Annotated in this window: 11 protein-coding genes; all 11 read right to left on the bottom strand. The window is 66.0% G+C overall.

Annotated features, from left to right (window positions below; translation table 11 throughout):
• Positions 1–2: 2 nt before the first annotated feature.
• The gene (locus F0U60_RS21030; protein WP_395822631.1) at positions 3–569 is read right to left on the bottom strand and encodes an OmpH family outer membrane protein; all 567 of its coding nucleotides are present in this window, start codon (positions 567–569) and stop codon (positions 3–5) included.
• Between the two features lie 103 nt (positions 570–672).
• Positions 673–3,048 (bottom strand): outer membrane protein assembly factor BamA, encoded by a 2,376-nt coding sequence (gene bamA / locus F0U60_RS21025; RefSeq protein WP_395825347.1) that lies wholly within the window; start codon positions 3,046–3,048, stop codon positions 673–675.
• 149 nt (positions 3,049–3,197) lie between these two features.
• Positions 3,198–3,872, bottom strand: coding sequence for an ABC transporter ATP-binding protein (locus tag F0U60_RS21020; RefSeq protein WP_395822629.1), 675 nt, complete (start codon positions 3,870–3,872; stop codon positions 3,198–3,200).
• Positions 3,873–3,877: 5 nt separating this feature from the next.
• A complete protein-coding gene (locus tag F0U60_RS21015) occupies positions 3,878–6,232 on the bottom strand; it encodes an FtsX-like permease family protein (protein ID WP_395822627.1) in 2,355 nt (784 codons plus the stop codon).
• A 12-nt stretch (positions 6,233–6,244) separates the two neighbouring features.
• Entirely contained in the window at positions 6,245–7,792 is a 1,548-nt protein-coding gene (gene lysS / locus F0U60_RS21010; protein ID WP_395822625.1) for a lysine--tRNA ligase, read from the bottom strand.
• Between the two features lie 76 nt (positions 7,793–7,868).
• Positions 7,869–8,222, bottom strand: coding sequence for an anti-sigma factor family protein (locus F0U60_RS21005; RefSeq protein WP_395822623.1), 354 nt, complete (start codon positions 8,220–8,222; stop codon positions 7,869–7,871).
• A 26-nt stretch (positions 8,223–8,248) separates the two neighbouring features.
• On the bottom strand, positions 8,249–8,884 hold the full coding sequence (locus tag F0U60_RS21000; protein WP_395822621.1) for an RNA polymerase sigma factor: 636 nt from the start codon (positions 8,882–8,884) through the stop codon (positions 8,249–8,251).
• A gap of 115 nt (positions 8,885–8,999) precedes the next feature.
• Positions 9,000–10,119, bottom strand: a protein-coding gene (gene prfB / locus F0U60_RS20995; RefSeq protein WP_395822619.1) for a peptide chain release factor 2 whose coding sequence is annotated in 2 segments (ribosomal slippage) — positions 9,000–10,049 and positions 10,051–10,119 — 1,119 coding nt in all. Because the reading frame shifts where the segments join, the coding sequence is not laid out codon by codon here.
• 51 nt (positions 10,120–10,170) lie between these two features.
• Complete coding sequence (locus F0U60_RS20990) at positions 10,171–11,487, bottom strand: DUF4105 domain-containing protein (RefSeq protein ID WP_395822617.1); 1,317 nt, start codon at positions 11,485–11,487, stop codon at positions 10,171–10,173.
• A gap of 135 nt (positions 11,488–11,622) precedes the next feature.
• On the bottom strand, positions 11,623–13,446 hold the full coding sequence (locus F0U60_RS20985; protein ID WP_395822615.1) for a methyl-accepting chemotaxis protein: 1,824 nt from the start codon (positions 13,444–13,446) through the stop codon (positions 11,623–11,625).
• Between the two features lie 62 nt (positions 13,447–13,508).
• Entirely contained in the window at positions 13,509–14,804 is a 1,296-nt protein-coding gene (locus tag F0U60_RS20980) for a hypothetical protein (protein WP_395822613.1), read from the bottom strand.
• Positions 14,805–14,950 lie beyond the last annotated feature (146 nt).

Here is a 14,950-nt window from a genome sequence, read left to right as displayed (position 1 = left end):
GCCTACTTCTTGGGAGCGTCCTTGGCGACCGGGGCGTCCTTGGCCTTGCCCTTGGAGCTGTTGTAGGTGCGGATGACCTCGTTGGTCAGGTCATACTGGTTGAGCGCGTACACCAGACCGGAGTCACGCTTCTCGAAGACCATGGCCAGGCCCTCGCGCTCGGCGATGTTGCGGATGACATCGTCGATCTTCGCGATGATGGGCTCCATCTCCTTGCGCTCGCGCTCGGCGGCCTCACCGCGGCTCTTCTCCCACTTCTGAGCCAGGTCGTAGACCTTCTTCTGCAGGTCCGTGGCCTTCTGGATGCGCGTCTCCTCACTCATGGCGCTGGCCTGCTTATCCAGCGTCTCCTTCTCCTTGCGCAGGGACTCCTGCTCGGCGTCGATCTCCTTCTGACGCCCCTCCAGCCACTTCTGGAGGCGGGCCTTGGCGGACTTGCCTTCGTCCACCTCGAGCATGACGCGCTGGTAGTCGACGTAACCCATCTTCAGGTCGGCGGCGGCGGCCAGGGTCGGCACGGCGAGCGAGAGGGCAAGGGCCAGAACCGACAGTTTGCTTCGAAGCGACATGTGCGACAGCTCCTCGGGGAAGGTTTGAAACTCCGACGTCCCGTCCCACTCCCCTGTTCAAAGGCCGGGAAGATGGCCACTGGGAGAGCGGGCGAACGACGTATCAGAAGAAATTGCCGATCGTAAACTCGAACAAGGAGGGCGGGTCTTCCGCACGCCGGGTCAGCGGGAATCCCCACTCGAAGCGCAAGGGGCCGACCGGCGAGAACCAGCGGAAGCCCACGCCCACCGAGTGGAAGAGCCCCAGGGGCACGTCGTCCTGGAGATCCTGGAAGAAGCGCTCGTTGGAGGCAAAAGAATTGCCCGCATCATAGAAGACCACTCCGCGGATGCCGGCCTTCTCGAGGATGGGGAATTCCAGCTCCAGGTTGACGATGAGCTGCTTGTTGCCGCCCACGTTGAGCCGCTCGATGGAAGCGTCCGGCGCGCTCGAGCGGGGCGCCAGCAGCGAGGGGCTGATGGTGCGCAGCTGGTAGCCGCGCACCGAGTTGATACCACCCACGTAGTAGAGCTCGGAGATGGGCAGTGGGCGGTTGGGGTCCAACGGCTGGATGTAGCCCACGGTGGCGTTCGTCTTGAAGACGGCGCCCAGCGGCAGCGGGAAGTACAGGCGCGAGTAGGCGGTGTACCGGGTGAAGAGAATCGAGCCGCCGAGGAACTTGGGCGCGTACTCGACCGAGCCGTAGTGGATGAAGCCCTTGGAGGGGAAGAGACGGTTGTTGCGCTTGTCGTAGGTCAGGGACAGGCGCACCGAGCTCGTCACACCACTGAGGAAGCGGTTGGCCAGCAGCACGCCGCCATAGGTCTGCGCGGCCTCCACATCCACGTGCTCCTGCGAGTAGCCCACGTTGACGAGCAGGTCCTCGAGCACCTGGTAGCCCAACGACAGGTTTCCGCCCGTCGACCGACGGATGAAGTCGTCGTAGTCCGCCTCCACGCGGAAGAAGTCCGCGGACAGGAGGTAGTTGGTGTCCAGGAAGTAGGGATCGAAGAACGACAGCTGGACGAGCGAGCGCAGGCTGGAGATCTGCGCCGAGGCCGACACGCTCTGGCCCCACCCCAGGAAGTTGTTCTGCGACACCTGGGCCGTGAAGATGAAGTTCTCCACGTTGGAGAAGCCGAGGCCCACCTGGAAGGTACCGGTGGCCTTCTCCTTCACCTCCACCTGGACGACGATGGTGTCCTCGCGGCTACCCGGCCGCTGCGTCACTTCCACCGTCTCGAAGAAGCCGAGCGCCGTCACGCGCTCCTTGCTGCGGCGCACGCCGGTGCCACTGTAGAGCTCGCCCTCGTACACGCGCAGCTCGCGGCGGATGACCTTGTCGCGCGTCTTGGTGTTGCCGATGACTTCAATGCGCTCGATGGTGACCTGAGGACCCTGCTGCACGTCGAAGGTCAGGTCCACCGTCCTCGCATCCGCGTTGATCGACGTGACGGGGTTGATGTTGGCGTAGGCGTAGCCCCGGTCGTAGTAGACGTCGGTGATGGACTGGATGTCCTGGCCGAGCTGCGTGCGGCTGAAGTGCGTGCCCGTCGAGGACGTCATCAGCTTCGCCAGCTCCTCCTTGGGCACCACCAGGTCTCCCGAGAAGTCGATCTTCCCGATGTCGTAGCGCTCCCCTTCCGTCACGCGGATGGTGACGAAGATGTAGCGCTTGTCGGCGGAGAGCGAGACGGTGGGCTTGTCCACCCGGACGTTGATGAAGCCCTCGTCGTAGTAGGTGGCCTGGATGACCGCCAGGTCGCGCTGGAACACCTCCTCGCGGTAGGTGCCCTCGCCGGTGATGAAGGAGAGGTAGCCGCCCTCCTTGGTGAGCATCACGTCCTTGAGCTTGGAGGCAGGAACCTTCTCCGCGCCCAGGAAGGCGATGTCCTTCACCATCACCTTGGAGTTCTCGTCGATGTCGAAGACCACATCGACCTGGCCCCCCTCCACGGGGACGACCCTGTGGTTGACCTCGGCGAGGAAGTAGCCCTTGTCGACGTACTTCTCCTGGATCTTCTTCTGGGTGCGGCGCACCGCGTCCATGTCCAGGATGGTGAGCGCCCGGACCTCAATGGACTCCTTGAGGTCATCCTGGCTGAGCTCCTCGTTGCCGGAGAGCTTCACGGTCCGGATGGAGGGGCGCTCCTGCACCCGCACCACGTAGATGATGCCGCCGGTGGGCAGGCGCTGCACCAGCAGTTGGACGTCGCTGAAATAGCCGAGGGCCCACACGGCCCGGAGATCCTCGGCGGTGCGCGTCTCGTCGAAGACCTGGCCCACCTGGGTCCGGAGGGCGCGGCGCACGGCCTCGGACTCGACGCGGCGGTTGCCCTCAATGCGGATTTCGACGACCTCGCCCTCACGCACCTCACGGTCGGGGGTGACCGGTGCTTCGGAGCCAGGCGTGGCGGGAGCCGGAGGGAGCGCCGCGGGAGGCACGGAGGCCGGCGGAGTGCCCCTGTCGTCCGCCTGCGCGAGCGCGCGACCAGGCATCACCGTCCAAACGGCGACGAGGAGCGGGAGAAGGAACTTGAGCGAGAGAACGGGGAGCCTCAAGGCAATCGGGCCGGTAAAGGGCGGAGCAATCTACGGGAGGAATTCAACGGGGCTCAATGAGAAAGCGCGATAAGGGGCCGGGGACGTCATGCCTCGGTCACCTGGCCGCTCACCAACCTGAGCCGTCGGGGCATGGAACGGGCCAAGGTCTCGTTGTGGGTGACCACCACGGCGGTGATGCCCAGGTCCCGGTTCACCTCGCGCAGGAGCTGGTGGATGCCCTCACCCGTGGCCGGGTCCAGGTTGCCGGTGGGCTCGTCGGCGAGCAGCACCGCCGGCTTGAGCACCAAGGACCGGGCCAGGGCCACGCGCTGGGCCTCGCCGCCGGACAGCTCCCCGGGCCGGTGCTCCACCCGACTCCCCAGCCCCACCCGCTCGAGCAGCTCGCGGGCGTAGGCGTAGGACTCGGTCCGGTCCCGCCGCTGGATGAGCGCCGGCATGGCCACGTTCTCCAGCGCGGTGAACTCGGGCAGCAGGTAGTGGCTCTGGAACACGAAGCCGATGGTCCGGTTGCGGAAGTCGGCGATCTCCGCGTCGTTCATCGCGAAGACGCTCCGGCCCTCGAAGAGCAGCTCGCCGGCGGCCGGGGTGTCCAGCGTGCCCAGCACGTGCAGGAAGGTGCTCTTCCCCGCACCGGACGCACCGATGAGGCTCACCAGCTCGCCCTTCTCGATGTCCAGGGACACGCCGCGCAGCACGTCGATGCGCTTGCCGTGCAGGAAGTAGCTCTTGAAGACGTTGCGGATGGAGAGCAGTGCCATCGTCCTCACTCCGCCTTCAGGCCTTCCACCGGCTCCACGCTGCTCGCCTTGAGCGCGGGATAGATGGACGCCAGGTAGGTGACGAGAACCGCGATGACCACCGAGAGCGCGGTCTGCAGCGGCTCGATCTTCACCGGCAGGTTCGGGATGTAATAGACGGACGGGTCCAGTTTGATGCCCACCTTCAGGATGAAGTAGCACCAGGTCAGACCGGACAAGAGCCCGAGCAGACCCCCCGCCACGCCAATCTGCAGACCCTCGGCGAGGAAGATCTTCACGATGCCGCCGTCGGAGACTCCCAGTGCCTTGAGCACGGCGATCTCCTTGCGCTTCTCCAGCACGAGCATGATGACGGTGGCCACGATGAGGCCGGCGGCCACCACGATGATGATGGACAGGATGATGCCCATCACCAGCTTCTCCAGCCGGAGGGCAGAGAAGATGTTGCGGTGGATCTCTCCCCAGTCGCGAGCGCGGTAGGGGTAGCCCCCCACCTCGCGCGAGGCCGCCGAGGCGATGCGCCGGGCATCATCCACGTCCGCCACCTTCAGCTCGATGCCGCTGGGACCATCGGCGCCAAAGAGCTTCTGCGCCTCGGAGAGCAGGATGTAGGCGAACTTGGCGTCGTACTCGTACATGCCCGAGTAGAAGATGCCCGCGACGCGGAAGGCGCGGCTCTTGGGGATGAGGCCGGCGGGGCCCAGCTCGGCGCCCTGCGGAGAGATGACATTCACCCGGTCTCCCACCACCACCCGCAGGATGGCAGCCAGCTCGCGGCCGAGCACGATGCCGGGCAGTACCTTCTCCTCGGCGCTCTTGGTGCTCTTCCCGATGATGGGGTCTTCCTCTTCCTCCTCCTGCTCGTTGGAGGGCTGCTGGCCGAATCCCCCGAACGCACGCCGGGGGACGATCTTCTGGGGCGTCTCGAGGTTATCCAGCTCGCCGCCCGGCAGCATGTTCTTGCGCAGATCCAGCACCGAGCCCACCGTCTCCGGGTCGATGCCCTTGAGCACGATGCCCTGCACCTCGTCCTCGGCGAGCACCATCACCGGGTTGTCGATGGAGGGCGTCTGGCCCACCACCCCGGGCACCTTGGCGATCTGCTCCATCAGCCGCTTGTACTCGGGCAGGTGGCCTGCGTACTTCGACACCACCACGTGCGAGTGGGCTCCGAGGATCTTCTTCTGGAGATCCTCCTCGAAGCCGCTCATCACCGACAGGACGATGATGAGCGCCATCACGCCCACGCCCACGCCGCCCACCGAGAGCGCCGTCATCATCATGGTGGGCGATTGCTCGCGCAGCTTGAGGCGGTTGAGCGCGGACGCGGCTGCGAGTGGATCCTGTAGGCCCAGAGCACGGATACGGCTGCGCTCCACGGCCGCCTCCACCGCGCGGATGATGCCGTAGACAATGAGGGGCGGGATGATGCCGAACATCAGCACCGCCAGCGTGCCCAGCAGCAGCGAGGGGCGGAACACGCCCACGTGGCGCCGAGCGACGAAGAGCTCGAAGCCGAGCTTCAGGTCCACGCGCCCGCTGCCCGCGGCGATGAAGCCGGTGTTGATGCCCAGCACCAGCATGAGCACCAGCAGCGAGAACACGAGCCAGTACCCCACCACCGGGCGGCCGAGCATGTCCGCCAGGTACGTCACCTCGCGGAGCCGGTAGCCCAGCGACACCTGGAGGTCGGGGATCTGCTCGATGAGCGTCAGCATGATGGGCACGGGCAGGCCCAGGTAGATGACGCCAATGGTGGCCTCGGGCATGGCCACTCGCCGCGCGCGCGAGGCGCCGACGAAGCCACACACGAAGGCCACCAGCGACGAGACGATCAGCGAGATGCCGAAGGCGATCGTCGGCGCGAGGCCGCGCTCCCCGCTCCCTCCACTGGCCAGGAACGTCTGCAGGAGGATGAGCACCAGCTCCGACAGCAGGATGCCGCCGCCGTAGGCACCCAGGGTGCTCCAGTAGAAGTCCCGGTACTGCGCCAGCCGCGGGTACAACGTCGCCCCTGCGGCCGGGCTCGGCCCTTCGGTCGAGGCCGGGGCCCGCCGGATGCCGGAGGCGATGACCGCCCAGCCCACCAGCCAGGCTGCCGCACCGGCCAGGAGATACTCGGTGCCGACAATGGCCACCGAGGAGGGCACGGCGGACTGCACCGGCACCAGCGCCAGCGCGTTGAGCGTCTGCACGAGCCCGCCCCAGCCCAGCACGGACAGGCCGAGCACGCCCGCCACCCGCTCCCAGGCATCCGAACGGGTGATGGCCACGCCCAGCAGCACGGCGCCAACGAGCGCCACGAAGGCGCCGCTCCAGATGAAGCTCCAGCGGTAGACGGTCTGCCGTTCGGCGTTCACGAGGTTTCCTGCCTACTTCGCAAGCGGCTTGAGGAGAGGGAAGAGAATGACGTCGCGAATCGACGGTGAATCCGTGAACAGCATCGCGACGCGATCAATCCCGATGCCTTCGCCGGCCGTGGGCGGCATGCCGTGCTCGAGCGCGCGGATGTAGTCCTCGTCGTAATCCATCGTCTCCTGCTGGCCTCGCTGCTTGGCCTCCAGCTGGGAGAGGAAGCGTCCCTTCTGGTCGATGGGATCGTTGAGCTCGGAGAAGGCGTTGCCGATCTCCCGGCCGGCGATGAAGAGCTCGAAGCGGTCGGTGATGTCCGGGTTCTGGTCGTTGCGGCGCGCCAGCGGGCTCACGGCCGTGGGGTAGTGCGTGATGAACGTGGGGTGCACCAGCTTCTGCTCCACGTGGTGCTCGAAGAGCGCACCCACCAGCTCCCCGTGGTGCATCGTCTCGATGGCGCGACGCTCGGCCTCCCCGTGCGTCGTCTTGAGCAGCTCGTGGCGCAGCCGGTCCGCGTCCGCCATGTCCTTGTCGCTGAGCGAGGGGACAACCTCACGGATGGCCTCGGTCATGGGGATACGCTTCCAGCCCTTGCCGAAGTCCAGCACGTGACCCTGGTAGGTCACCTTCGTGTCCCCCGTCACCGCCTTCGCCGCGCCCGAGAGCATCTCCTCGGTGAGGTCCATCAGGTCCTCGAACGTCGCGTAGGCCTGGTAGAACTCGAGCATCGTGAACTCGGGGTTATGCCGAGTGCTGATGCCCTCGTTGCGGAAGTTGCGGTTGATCTCGTAGACGCGCTCAATGCCGCCCACCACCAGGCGCTTGAGGTACAGCTCCGGGGCGATCCGCATGTACAGATCGATGTCCAGCGCGTTGTGGTGCGTGATGAAGGGACGGGCCGCCGCGCCGGAGACCAGCGGGTGCATCATCGGGGTCTCCACCTCAACGAAGTCGCGCGCGTCGAGGAAGTCCCGGATGTAGCGGATGAGCTTGTTGCGCTTGAGGAAGGTCTGCTTGACCTCCGGGTTGGAGACCATGTCCAGGTAGCGCTGGCGGTAGCGCACCTCCACGTCCGTGAGGCCGTGCCACTTCTCCGGCAGGGGCCGCAGGGACTTGGTGAGCGGCACGAACTTCGTGGCCGCCAGGGTCAGCTCGCCCGTCTTCGAGCGGAACACCGTGCCCTGCACGGCGACGAAGTCACCCATGTCCGTAAGCTTGAAGAGCTCATAGGCGTCCCCGAGCGCGTCCTTCTTCAGGTGCGCCTGGATTTCCCCGGAACGGTCGCGCAGCTTGACGAAGGCGGCCTTGCCGAAGCTGCGCACGGCCACGATGCGGCCAGCCACGTCATAGGCAGTGGGCTCGGCCTTCTCGAGCTCCTCCATGGACTGGTTGCCGTGGCGGGCGAGGATGTCCGCAGCCAGGTGCTGGGGACGGTAGCCGTTGCCGTACGGGTTGAAACCGGAGTCTCGCCATTTGCGCGCCTTGTCGAGGCGCTGGTCGTAGATCTCCTGTTCCTTGGACCCGAGGTCCGCTTCCGCGTTGGTCTTGTTCTCTGGAGTGTCAGCCATGGGCATCCCGTAAGGGCGCGGCACCGTAGCCAAGCGCACCCCGGGACGCAACGAATGGACGCGGGATATGTTCCCTTCAGGGCGCGGACATGACGAGGAAGGCCCCCACCGCCGCCGCAATCAGCAGCGGAATGAGGATCTCCACCGGCAGCCGGTATTGCGCGTGCATCAGGTGCAGCCGCTTCAGCCCGAAGCGGCGCTGCCGCTTCACCCGCGTCATCACCCTGGAGGCCAGCGCGGGCGGAGCCTTGTGCTTCTCCACCTGGCGCAGCCGCAGCACGGTGCTCGAGTAGTGCTGCCAGCCCTGCTGGCACTCGCCGCACCCGTCCAGGTGCGAGCGGACCTCCTTCGCCTTGTCGGCGGGGAGCTCCTCGTCGGCGAGGGCGATGAAGAGGGCCCTGGTCTCGCGGTGGCTGAGCTGCGCTGGCATGTCCCGGAGTCTCCGCTGAAAGCCGTTCATTCCTCAAGCCGTCCCAGGAGATCCGCCAGCTTTTCCCGCGCCCGGTGGAGCCGACTCTTCACGGTTCCCAACGGTAGCTCGGTGATGTCGACGATCTCCTCGTACGAAAGCCCTTCAATGTCCCTCAGTGCCACCAGCATGCGTGGCTCGGGGTCCAGCTGGGAGATGGCCCACTGCACCCGGGCCTGCTCCCGCGCCGACTCCAACGCCGCATCCGGCCCCGGCGACGAGCCCAACAGCTCCGCCAGCGCCCCCTCGTTCTGCTCGCCGTACTCCTCCGACCGTCCCCTCCCCCGCCGCTTCAGGTACTTCAGCCGGTTGATGCAGTGGTTCTTCCCAATGCGGAACAACCACGTGGACAGCCGGGAGTCCTCCCGGAACTTCGCGAGGTGCTGGTGGGCGCTCACGAAGATGTCCTGCACCAGATCGTTCGCCTCCTCGCGATCCCCCAGCATCCGCACACAGAAGTCGTAGAGCCGGTCCTGGTGCGCCCGCACCAGCGCCTCGAAGGCCTCCGGGTCGCCGCGCCGCAAGCGCGCCAGCAACAGGCGCTCCTCGCGTGAGGCGTCATCGGACTCGCCCGTCACCGGCGTCCCCTCCACATCCACGCCGAGCACCCCGCTCGATGGCACCGGTGACCTCCCACGCGGCCTACACCGCGCGCATCCATCCTACCCCACCCCGCGCTCCCCTGTTCCGCGACCTTGGACAACGAGGTCGCGGAAAGGTTCCCGCCTGCTTCCTGGGCTACTCGGGGACGTTGCGGTTGGGGTTCTTCACGCCCATCAACTGGGCGGTGACGAACTCCTCCAGCTCACCGTCCAGCACCGCGTCCACGTTGCCCGTCTCCACGCCGGTGCGCAGGTCCTTCACCATGCGGTAGGGCGCGAGCACGTAGGAGCGGATCTGCGAGCCGAAGGAGATGTCCTTCTTCTGCGCCTCGGCGGCGGCCTGCTCGGCCTCGCGCTTCTTCAGCTCGATTTCGTAGAGGCGGGCGCGGAGGATCTTGAAGGCCATGTCCTTGTTGGCCGACTGCGAGCGCTCCGTCTGGCAGGTGATGAGGATGCCCGTGGGCAGGTGGCGCAGCTGTGCCGTCGAGGAGGTCTTGTTGACCTTCTGGCCGCCCGCGCCACCGCCGCGGATGAACTTCAGCTCGTAGTCCTTCTCCGGGATGTCGATCTGGATGGAGTCGTCGACTTCCGGGTAGACGTCCACCGAGGCAAAGGCCGTCTGCCGGCGTGCGTTGGCATCGAAGGGGCTGATGCGCACCAGCCGGTGCACGCCCACCTCGGCCTTGAGGTAGCCGTAGGCGAACTCGCCCTCGATGCGCAGCGAGACGTTCTTGAAGCCCGCCTCTTCACCCGGCACCGAGTCGTTGATCTCCACCTTCCAGCCCTTGCTCTCGCAGTAGCGCGTGTACATGCGCATGAGCATGGCGGCCCAGTCCATGGAGTCCGTGCCGCCCGCGCCCGCGTTGATGTCCATGAAGCAGTTGGACCGGTCCTGCTCGCCGGAGAGCATCCGCGCCAGCTCCAGCTTGGCGACCTCCGTCTCGAGCGAGGAGAGGGAGTCCTCGGCCTCCTTCGCGCTGGCCTCGTCGTTGGCCTCGGCCGCCAGCTCGAAGAGCACCTGCGCGTCGTCCAGGCCGCGCAGCGTCTTCTCGAAGGAGTTCACGCTCGACTCCAGCGTGGACTTCTCCTTGAGCATCGCCTGCGCCTTGGTGTTGTCGTCCCAGAAGTTGGGGAGCGTGGACTCCCGTTCGATCAGCGCGATACGTGACCGCTTGCGGTCGAGGTCAAAGATGCCCCCTGAGCGCCATCAGACGCTCGCGAAGCCCGCCGATTTTCTCCATCGAGTCGTTCGCCATGTGTTTCCTCAGTGTGCGTGCGAGGAGTACCCGCGCGCGATTGCCGAATCTTTAGCTGCCAGAAGCCTTCAGGGAAGGAGCGAGTGGCTCCGCGGTGCGATCCGCCACCGGAACCCGGACCCGCGCCAGCGTCAGCGCCCCCGCCATCCCCAGAGAGATGGGCAGGATGAGCGCGATGAGGCGCCAGTTGTCCTGATCGAACGGGGGCAGCACCTTGAGCACGAGCCCCAGCACTCCCAACCCGGCCAGCACCCGCCATAGGAGCCGCATCCGCTCCCGGGCCTTCTCCGAGCCGAACATCAACTGGAAGCCCAGCGGCAGCGCCAGCACGGTGAGGGGGTTGGCCAGGAAGAGGTTCTCGTTGCGGTACGTCACCGTGTGGTCCGTGAACAGCCACATGATGAACAGAGCGAAGCCCGGAATTCCAAACACCAGCCCCACCAGCACGTTCTGCAGGCCGAGCAGGATGCGAGGAGCGCGCCCTCCGCTCCGCCGGCCCCAGAGCGCCAGCCCCACCGCACCACCTCCGAACGCGACGCCCAGCAGCAGCAGCACGGGCCCATACTTCGGGGGCTGCTCGGGGAGCGCGGGACGGCCCTGCGCCGTGTAGAGGTTCAAGGTCTTCGCCACCAGCGGGCGCTTCTGCCCGTCATCCCCCACCACCTGCATCTCCGCGACCCGCCGCTCCAGCTCATCCGGGAGGAACGCCTCCTGCCAACGGGTGACGGGCTTGTCGATCTCGTCGTTCATCAGGAAATCGAGCAGCAGGCTCATCGGCGGGCCGACGTCCGTGTAGCGGCGCGTGTGGTCGCGCAGCGTCATCCGTCCCGGAACGTCCATCGACTGGTGCAGCTGCCCACCCAGCACCTTGTCGATGCCATCACGCAACCGCGTCACGCAGTTGTCGTTGTAGTGGTGGTACACGTAGTTGCGGTTCTCCGGCAGCACGTTCTCCGCCAGCAACCGCCCCAGTTCCACCCGCTGCGCGGGCGTCAGCGCGAGCTCCTGCAGCCGCACGTCTCGGTTCTGTGAGCGGTAGAAGCGGAACGTCCCCGAGGCGCTCGTGTCGTCCACCCAGAACTCGAGCCGCCCCATCGCGTAGCGCGCCAGCATGCGCTCGTCGAAGGAGAACATCCCATAGTTGTAGAGGCGCGACTGCCGCAGCCGCTGGTCCTCCACCACCAGCGAGCCATGTCCCCACCACGACGCCACATCGTCCCCAGGTCCGAAGGTGACCAGGTAGATGATCAGGTCCTCGCCCCGGCTCTCGCCCGTCCCCCAGGGGGGCATGTTCTGGGCGCGCGCCGGGGTGGCGGCCAACAACAGCAGGCCGAGCAGGCAGGTCATCACTGGAGCAAGACGAGGCATTGTCCGTCCCAACAAATGAGGGCGGACCTACCTATCATGCGTGCCGCCCGACTCAACCCCGAGTGTACCTGGCAGGGGAGCGGGCGGGGGTACGACGAACACGGCGCCGAGGGTGCCGGTGGGGGCCTCAGCGACTTACCGCTGCGGCGGAGGCTGCTGGGTCGAGGTCGTGCCCAGCTCTCTCCAGTCATAGCTGCCGACGAACTGCGACACCTGTTGGACCACGGTGCGCACCTGGGTCACGGCACTGTCAGACGCCCTCAGCCGCTCCACGCTCTGGTTCATCATGGCCGACATGTCCACCACGGCCTTGAAGATCTCGCCGATGCCGACGTTCTGCTGCGCCACCGCGGCGGAGATCTGCCGCACGGCGTTGCCGTTCTCGTTCACGATGCTGGAGAGCTGACGGATGCTGTCTCCGAACTCGCGGACCTGGTGCAGACCCTCGTCCACCCGGGCCGACCCACGCTCGGTGATGACCACCGCCGTGTTGATGGCGTCGGAGATGTCCTCGAGGATCTGCCGCACGTTGTTGGTGGCGCGGATGGACTGGTCGGCCAGGGCACGGATTTCACGAGCCACCACGCCAAAGCCCTTTCCATGCTCACCCGAACGCACCGCTTCGATGGCGGCGTTGAGCGCGAGCATGTTGGACTGGTCCGCCAGGTTCTTCACCGTGGCGGTGATGTTGGCGATCTGCCGGGTCTTTCCACCCAGCTGATTGATGTGGTTGGCCATCTCCATCACCTGCTCGCGGATGGCCTCCAGGCTGCCCACGGTCTTCCCGATGGACTGCTCCGCCCCGCGGCTGATGCTCTCCGCCCGATCCGTCTGGGCCAGCACGCCCTCTGCCTTCTGAGAGGCCAGCTCGGACGTCTGCTTGATTTCCTGGGTGGTCACCTGCGTTTCCTGCAGCGCGGTGGCCTGGCGGCTGAGCATCTCATTCTGCTCGATGGTCGACACGCCCAGCGACTGGGCCGACTCCATCAGGGAGTTGGCGGAGCCACCCAGCGAGAGCGCGAAGCGCTGCAGGTGGACGAACACCTTGGCGGTGGCCAGGGACAGGTCGCCGATCTCATCCGTGCTCACCCACTCCGGCAGCTTGGGAGAACCGGACGCCAGCGCCTCGATGGCCTTCTGCACGGCGAGCGCGCCGTTGCTCTGGTAGCTGGCCAGCCGCCACGCGCAGACGGCGGCGGTGATGAGCAGGTAGAGGCCGAGCAGCGACATGGGGACCACCAGGTCGTTGACGAGCGTCGACAGCGTGCTGCGCAGGGCCGTCTCGAACTCGGTGAGCGACTGGGCATGAAGCTGGGCGAAGAAGGCCTCGAAGGTGCTGTACGACAGCTTGCCCGCCACGCTCGCCATCAGCGTGAGCGTGCAGATGACGTAGAGCCCGAAGGCATAGGGCAGGTACCACTTCTGCCGGGTCCAGTACATGCCGCTGCCCTGCAGGCTGTACGAGCTCAGCTGCCGGAACTGCGCCACTGCATAGGGCGCGATGATCTGCTCCAGCGACAGCCGGATGTTGATCCACAGCAGCATGAACTGCAGCACCGAGAGCCCCGAGGCCCACGGAACGATCCAGAGGCTCTTGCCGAAGTAGAAGGCAGGGAAGGCCGCGTAGATGAGCGTGCCGAACACGGAGAGCCCCACCATGCGGAGCTCAATGCGCCTGGGAATCTTGAGGATGCGCTCCAGCTTCCGCTCCGGCGTGTCTCCCGCGCGGTCCGTGAAGGCATCGCGCAGCGACCAGTAGATGAAGAGGAAGGGCACCACCGCGGCCATCGTGGGAATGGTCACGGGCAGCACGTAGGCCGCGGTGATCAGCGTCTGCTCAGTCTCGAGACCCGTCACCAGGCCCATCATGTAGACGAGCGGCGCCAGCGCGGGCAGCGAGTTGACCTGATAGGTCATGAACAGCTTGATGGCGAGTTTGCGGAGGTCGTTTTGCGACATGGAAGACATGCTGAATTCACCGAAAGAAGGTTGAGACGGAGCGGGCGCATGCGCGCCGGGGCTCAGACCGCGTACTCACCGCGTTGCTCGCTGAAGCTGTGCGCATACAGCTTCTCATGGAAGACCACGAATTGCTGAATGACGTGGCTGATGGCGGGGTGCGACAGGCGCGCTCGCAAGCCGAGCAAGTTGGCTTCCCAACGCTTGCGGTGCGAGGTGTAGAGCCGGGCCGCGTCGGACAGCCGAGATTCGAAGATTTCCAATGATTGGACGGCGGGGCTGTCCATCAGCCCATGGAGGCAGACGTTGAACTCGCCATGCTGGACGTCCTTGTAGACCCGGCTCAGCGACTGGTTCGTCTGGCAGGTCCCGAGCAGCACACGGCTCAAGGACTGGGAGGCGTCCCGCATGGCCTCCTTCCGCAGGGGCTTCAACAGCTCCTTGCGCTCCTGATCCGTCTGCGTGACGACGGCAGTGCCCAGATCGTTGAGCAGCCGCAACAGCAGAGCGGAGTCGTCGAGCACCGCCGCCAAGGTGCCGTCATCGACCAACGCCTGGAAGCCCTTCTCCTGGTGCAGCTGCGCCAGGATGCCGACGTACCAGGCCGTCATGGGAACCACCAAGATGGTGTCCACGCCGATGCGCATCCGCCGGTCGAACGACATGTCCGGCTCTCTCAACAGCGCATTGACGCCCGCGTAGCGGCTGATCAATCCCCGCCGCACCATGGGCCCAATGGGGGTTCCCGCGCTCAGGCGCTCCAGCGCCACACACGCGTCGATGTTGGCGATCAGGCACGGCCAGAGCGCGTGTTCCAAGGCGTGTGACGAGACCTCGGGATGCCGCTCGAGGTAACGCTGGGCGAACTCCCGATGCTTCTTGGGGCTGAGGCTCTGCTCGAAGCTGGAGATGCGCTCCGCGTGCGCTTGAACGGGCTCCAGCAGTTGGCTGGTCGGAGTCGCCCGGCCCTCGAGGCGCTGCACCATGACGTCATTGAATGCCAGCAGCACCTGCCGACGCGCGTCGTAGCTTGAGTCCGTCTCTGAAGGTTGGGCCAGGCCGATGGCCAGGTTGTCCGAGATCACCTCGTACATCTGGTAGATGTTCACGGGGACGGAGCACTCGATGAGCCGGGGCCAATCTTGCTCCCGCGCCACGTCCTTCGTGAGGTACAGGAAGAGGCGGATCATCTGCGGGATGCCCATCAACTCCAACCACCGGTCGCGGAGGGGAGCCTCCGCCGAGAGCATTCCGGAACAGAAGTCCCGATAGGCGCAGGGCGGCATCAGCTGCGTCAGGCTCTTCTCAAGACCTTCGCGAGTCAGGGTCAGCGTGGATGTGAAGAGGTCCGGGTTCATTCGCGCTTTCCAGCCTGGGAGAGGAGGAACCGGTGCTCCCGCGCCTGGGACACAGGCCGCCCCCCTGATGACTGTACAGGTGGTAATCCTATGTTGCTTGCCCGCTAAGAATCTAGAGAGCGACCACCCGCGTCCCTCTCTTCTCA

This window comes from Archangium minus (genome assembly GCF_044360475.1).
Lineage (GTDB): Bacteria > Myxococcota > Myxococcia > Myxococcales > Myxococcaceae > Archangium > Archangium minus.
The sequence above is the reverse complement of the archived record's forward strand: the minus strand, read 5'-3'. Positions and strand labels throughout refer to the sequence as shown.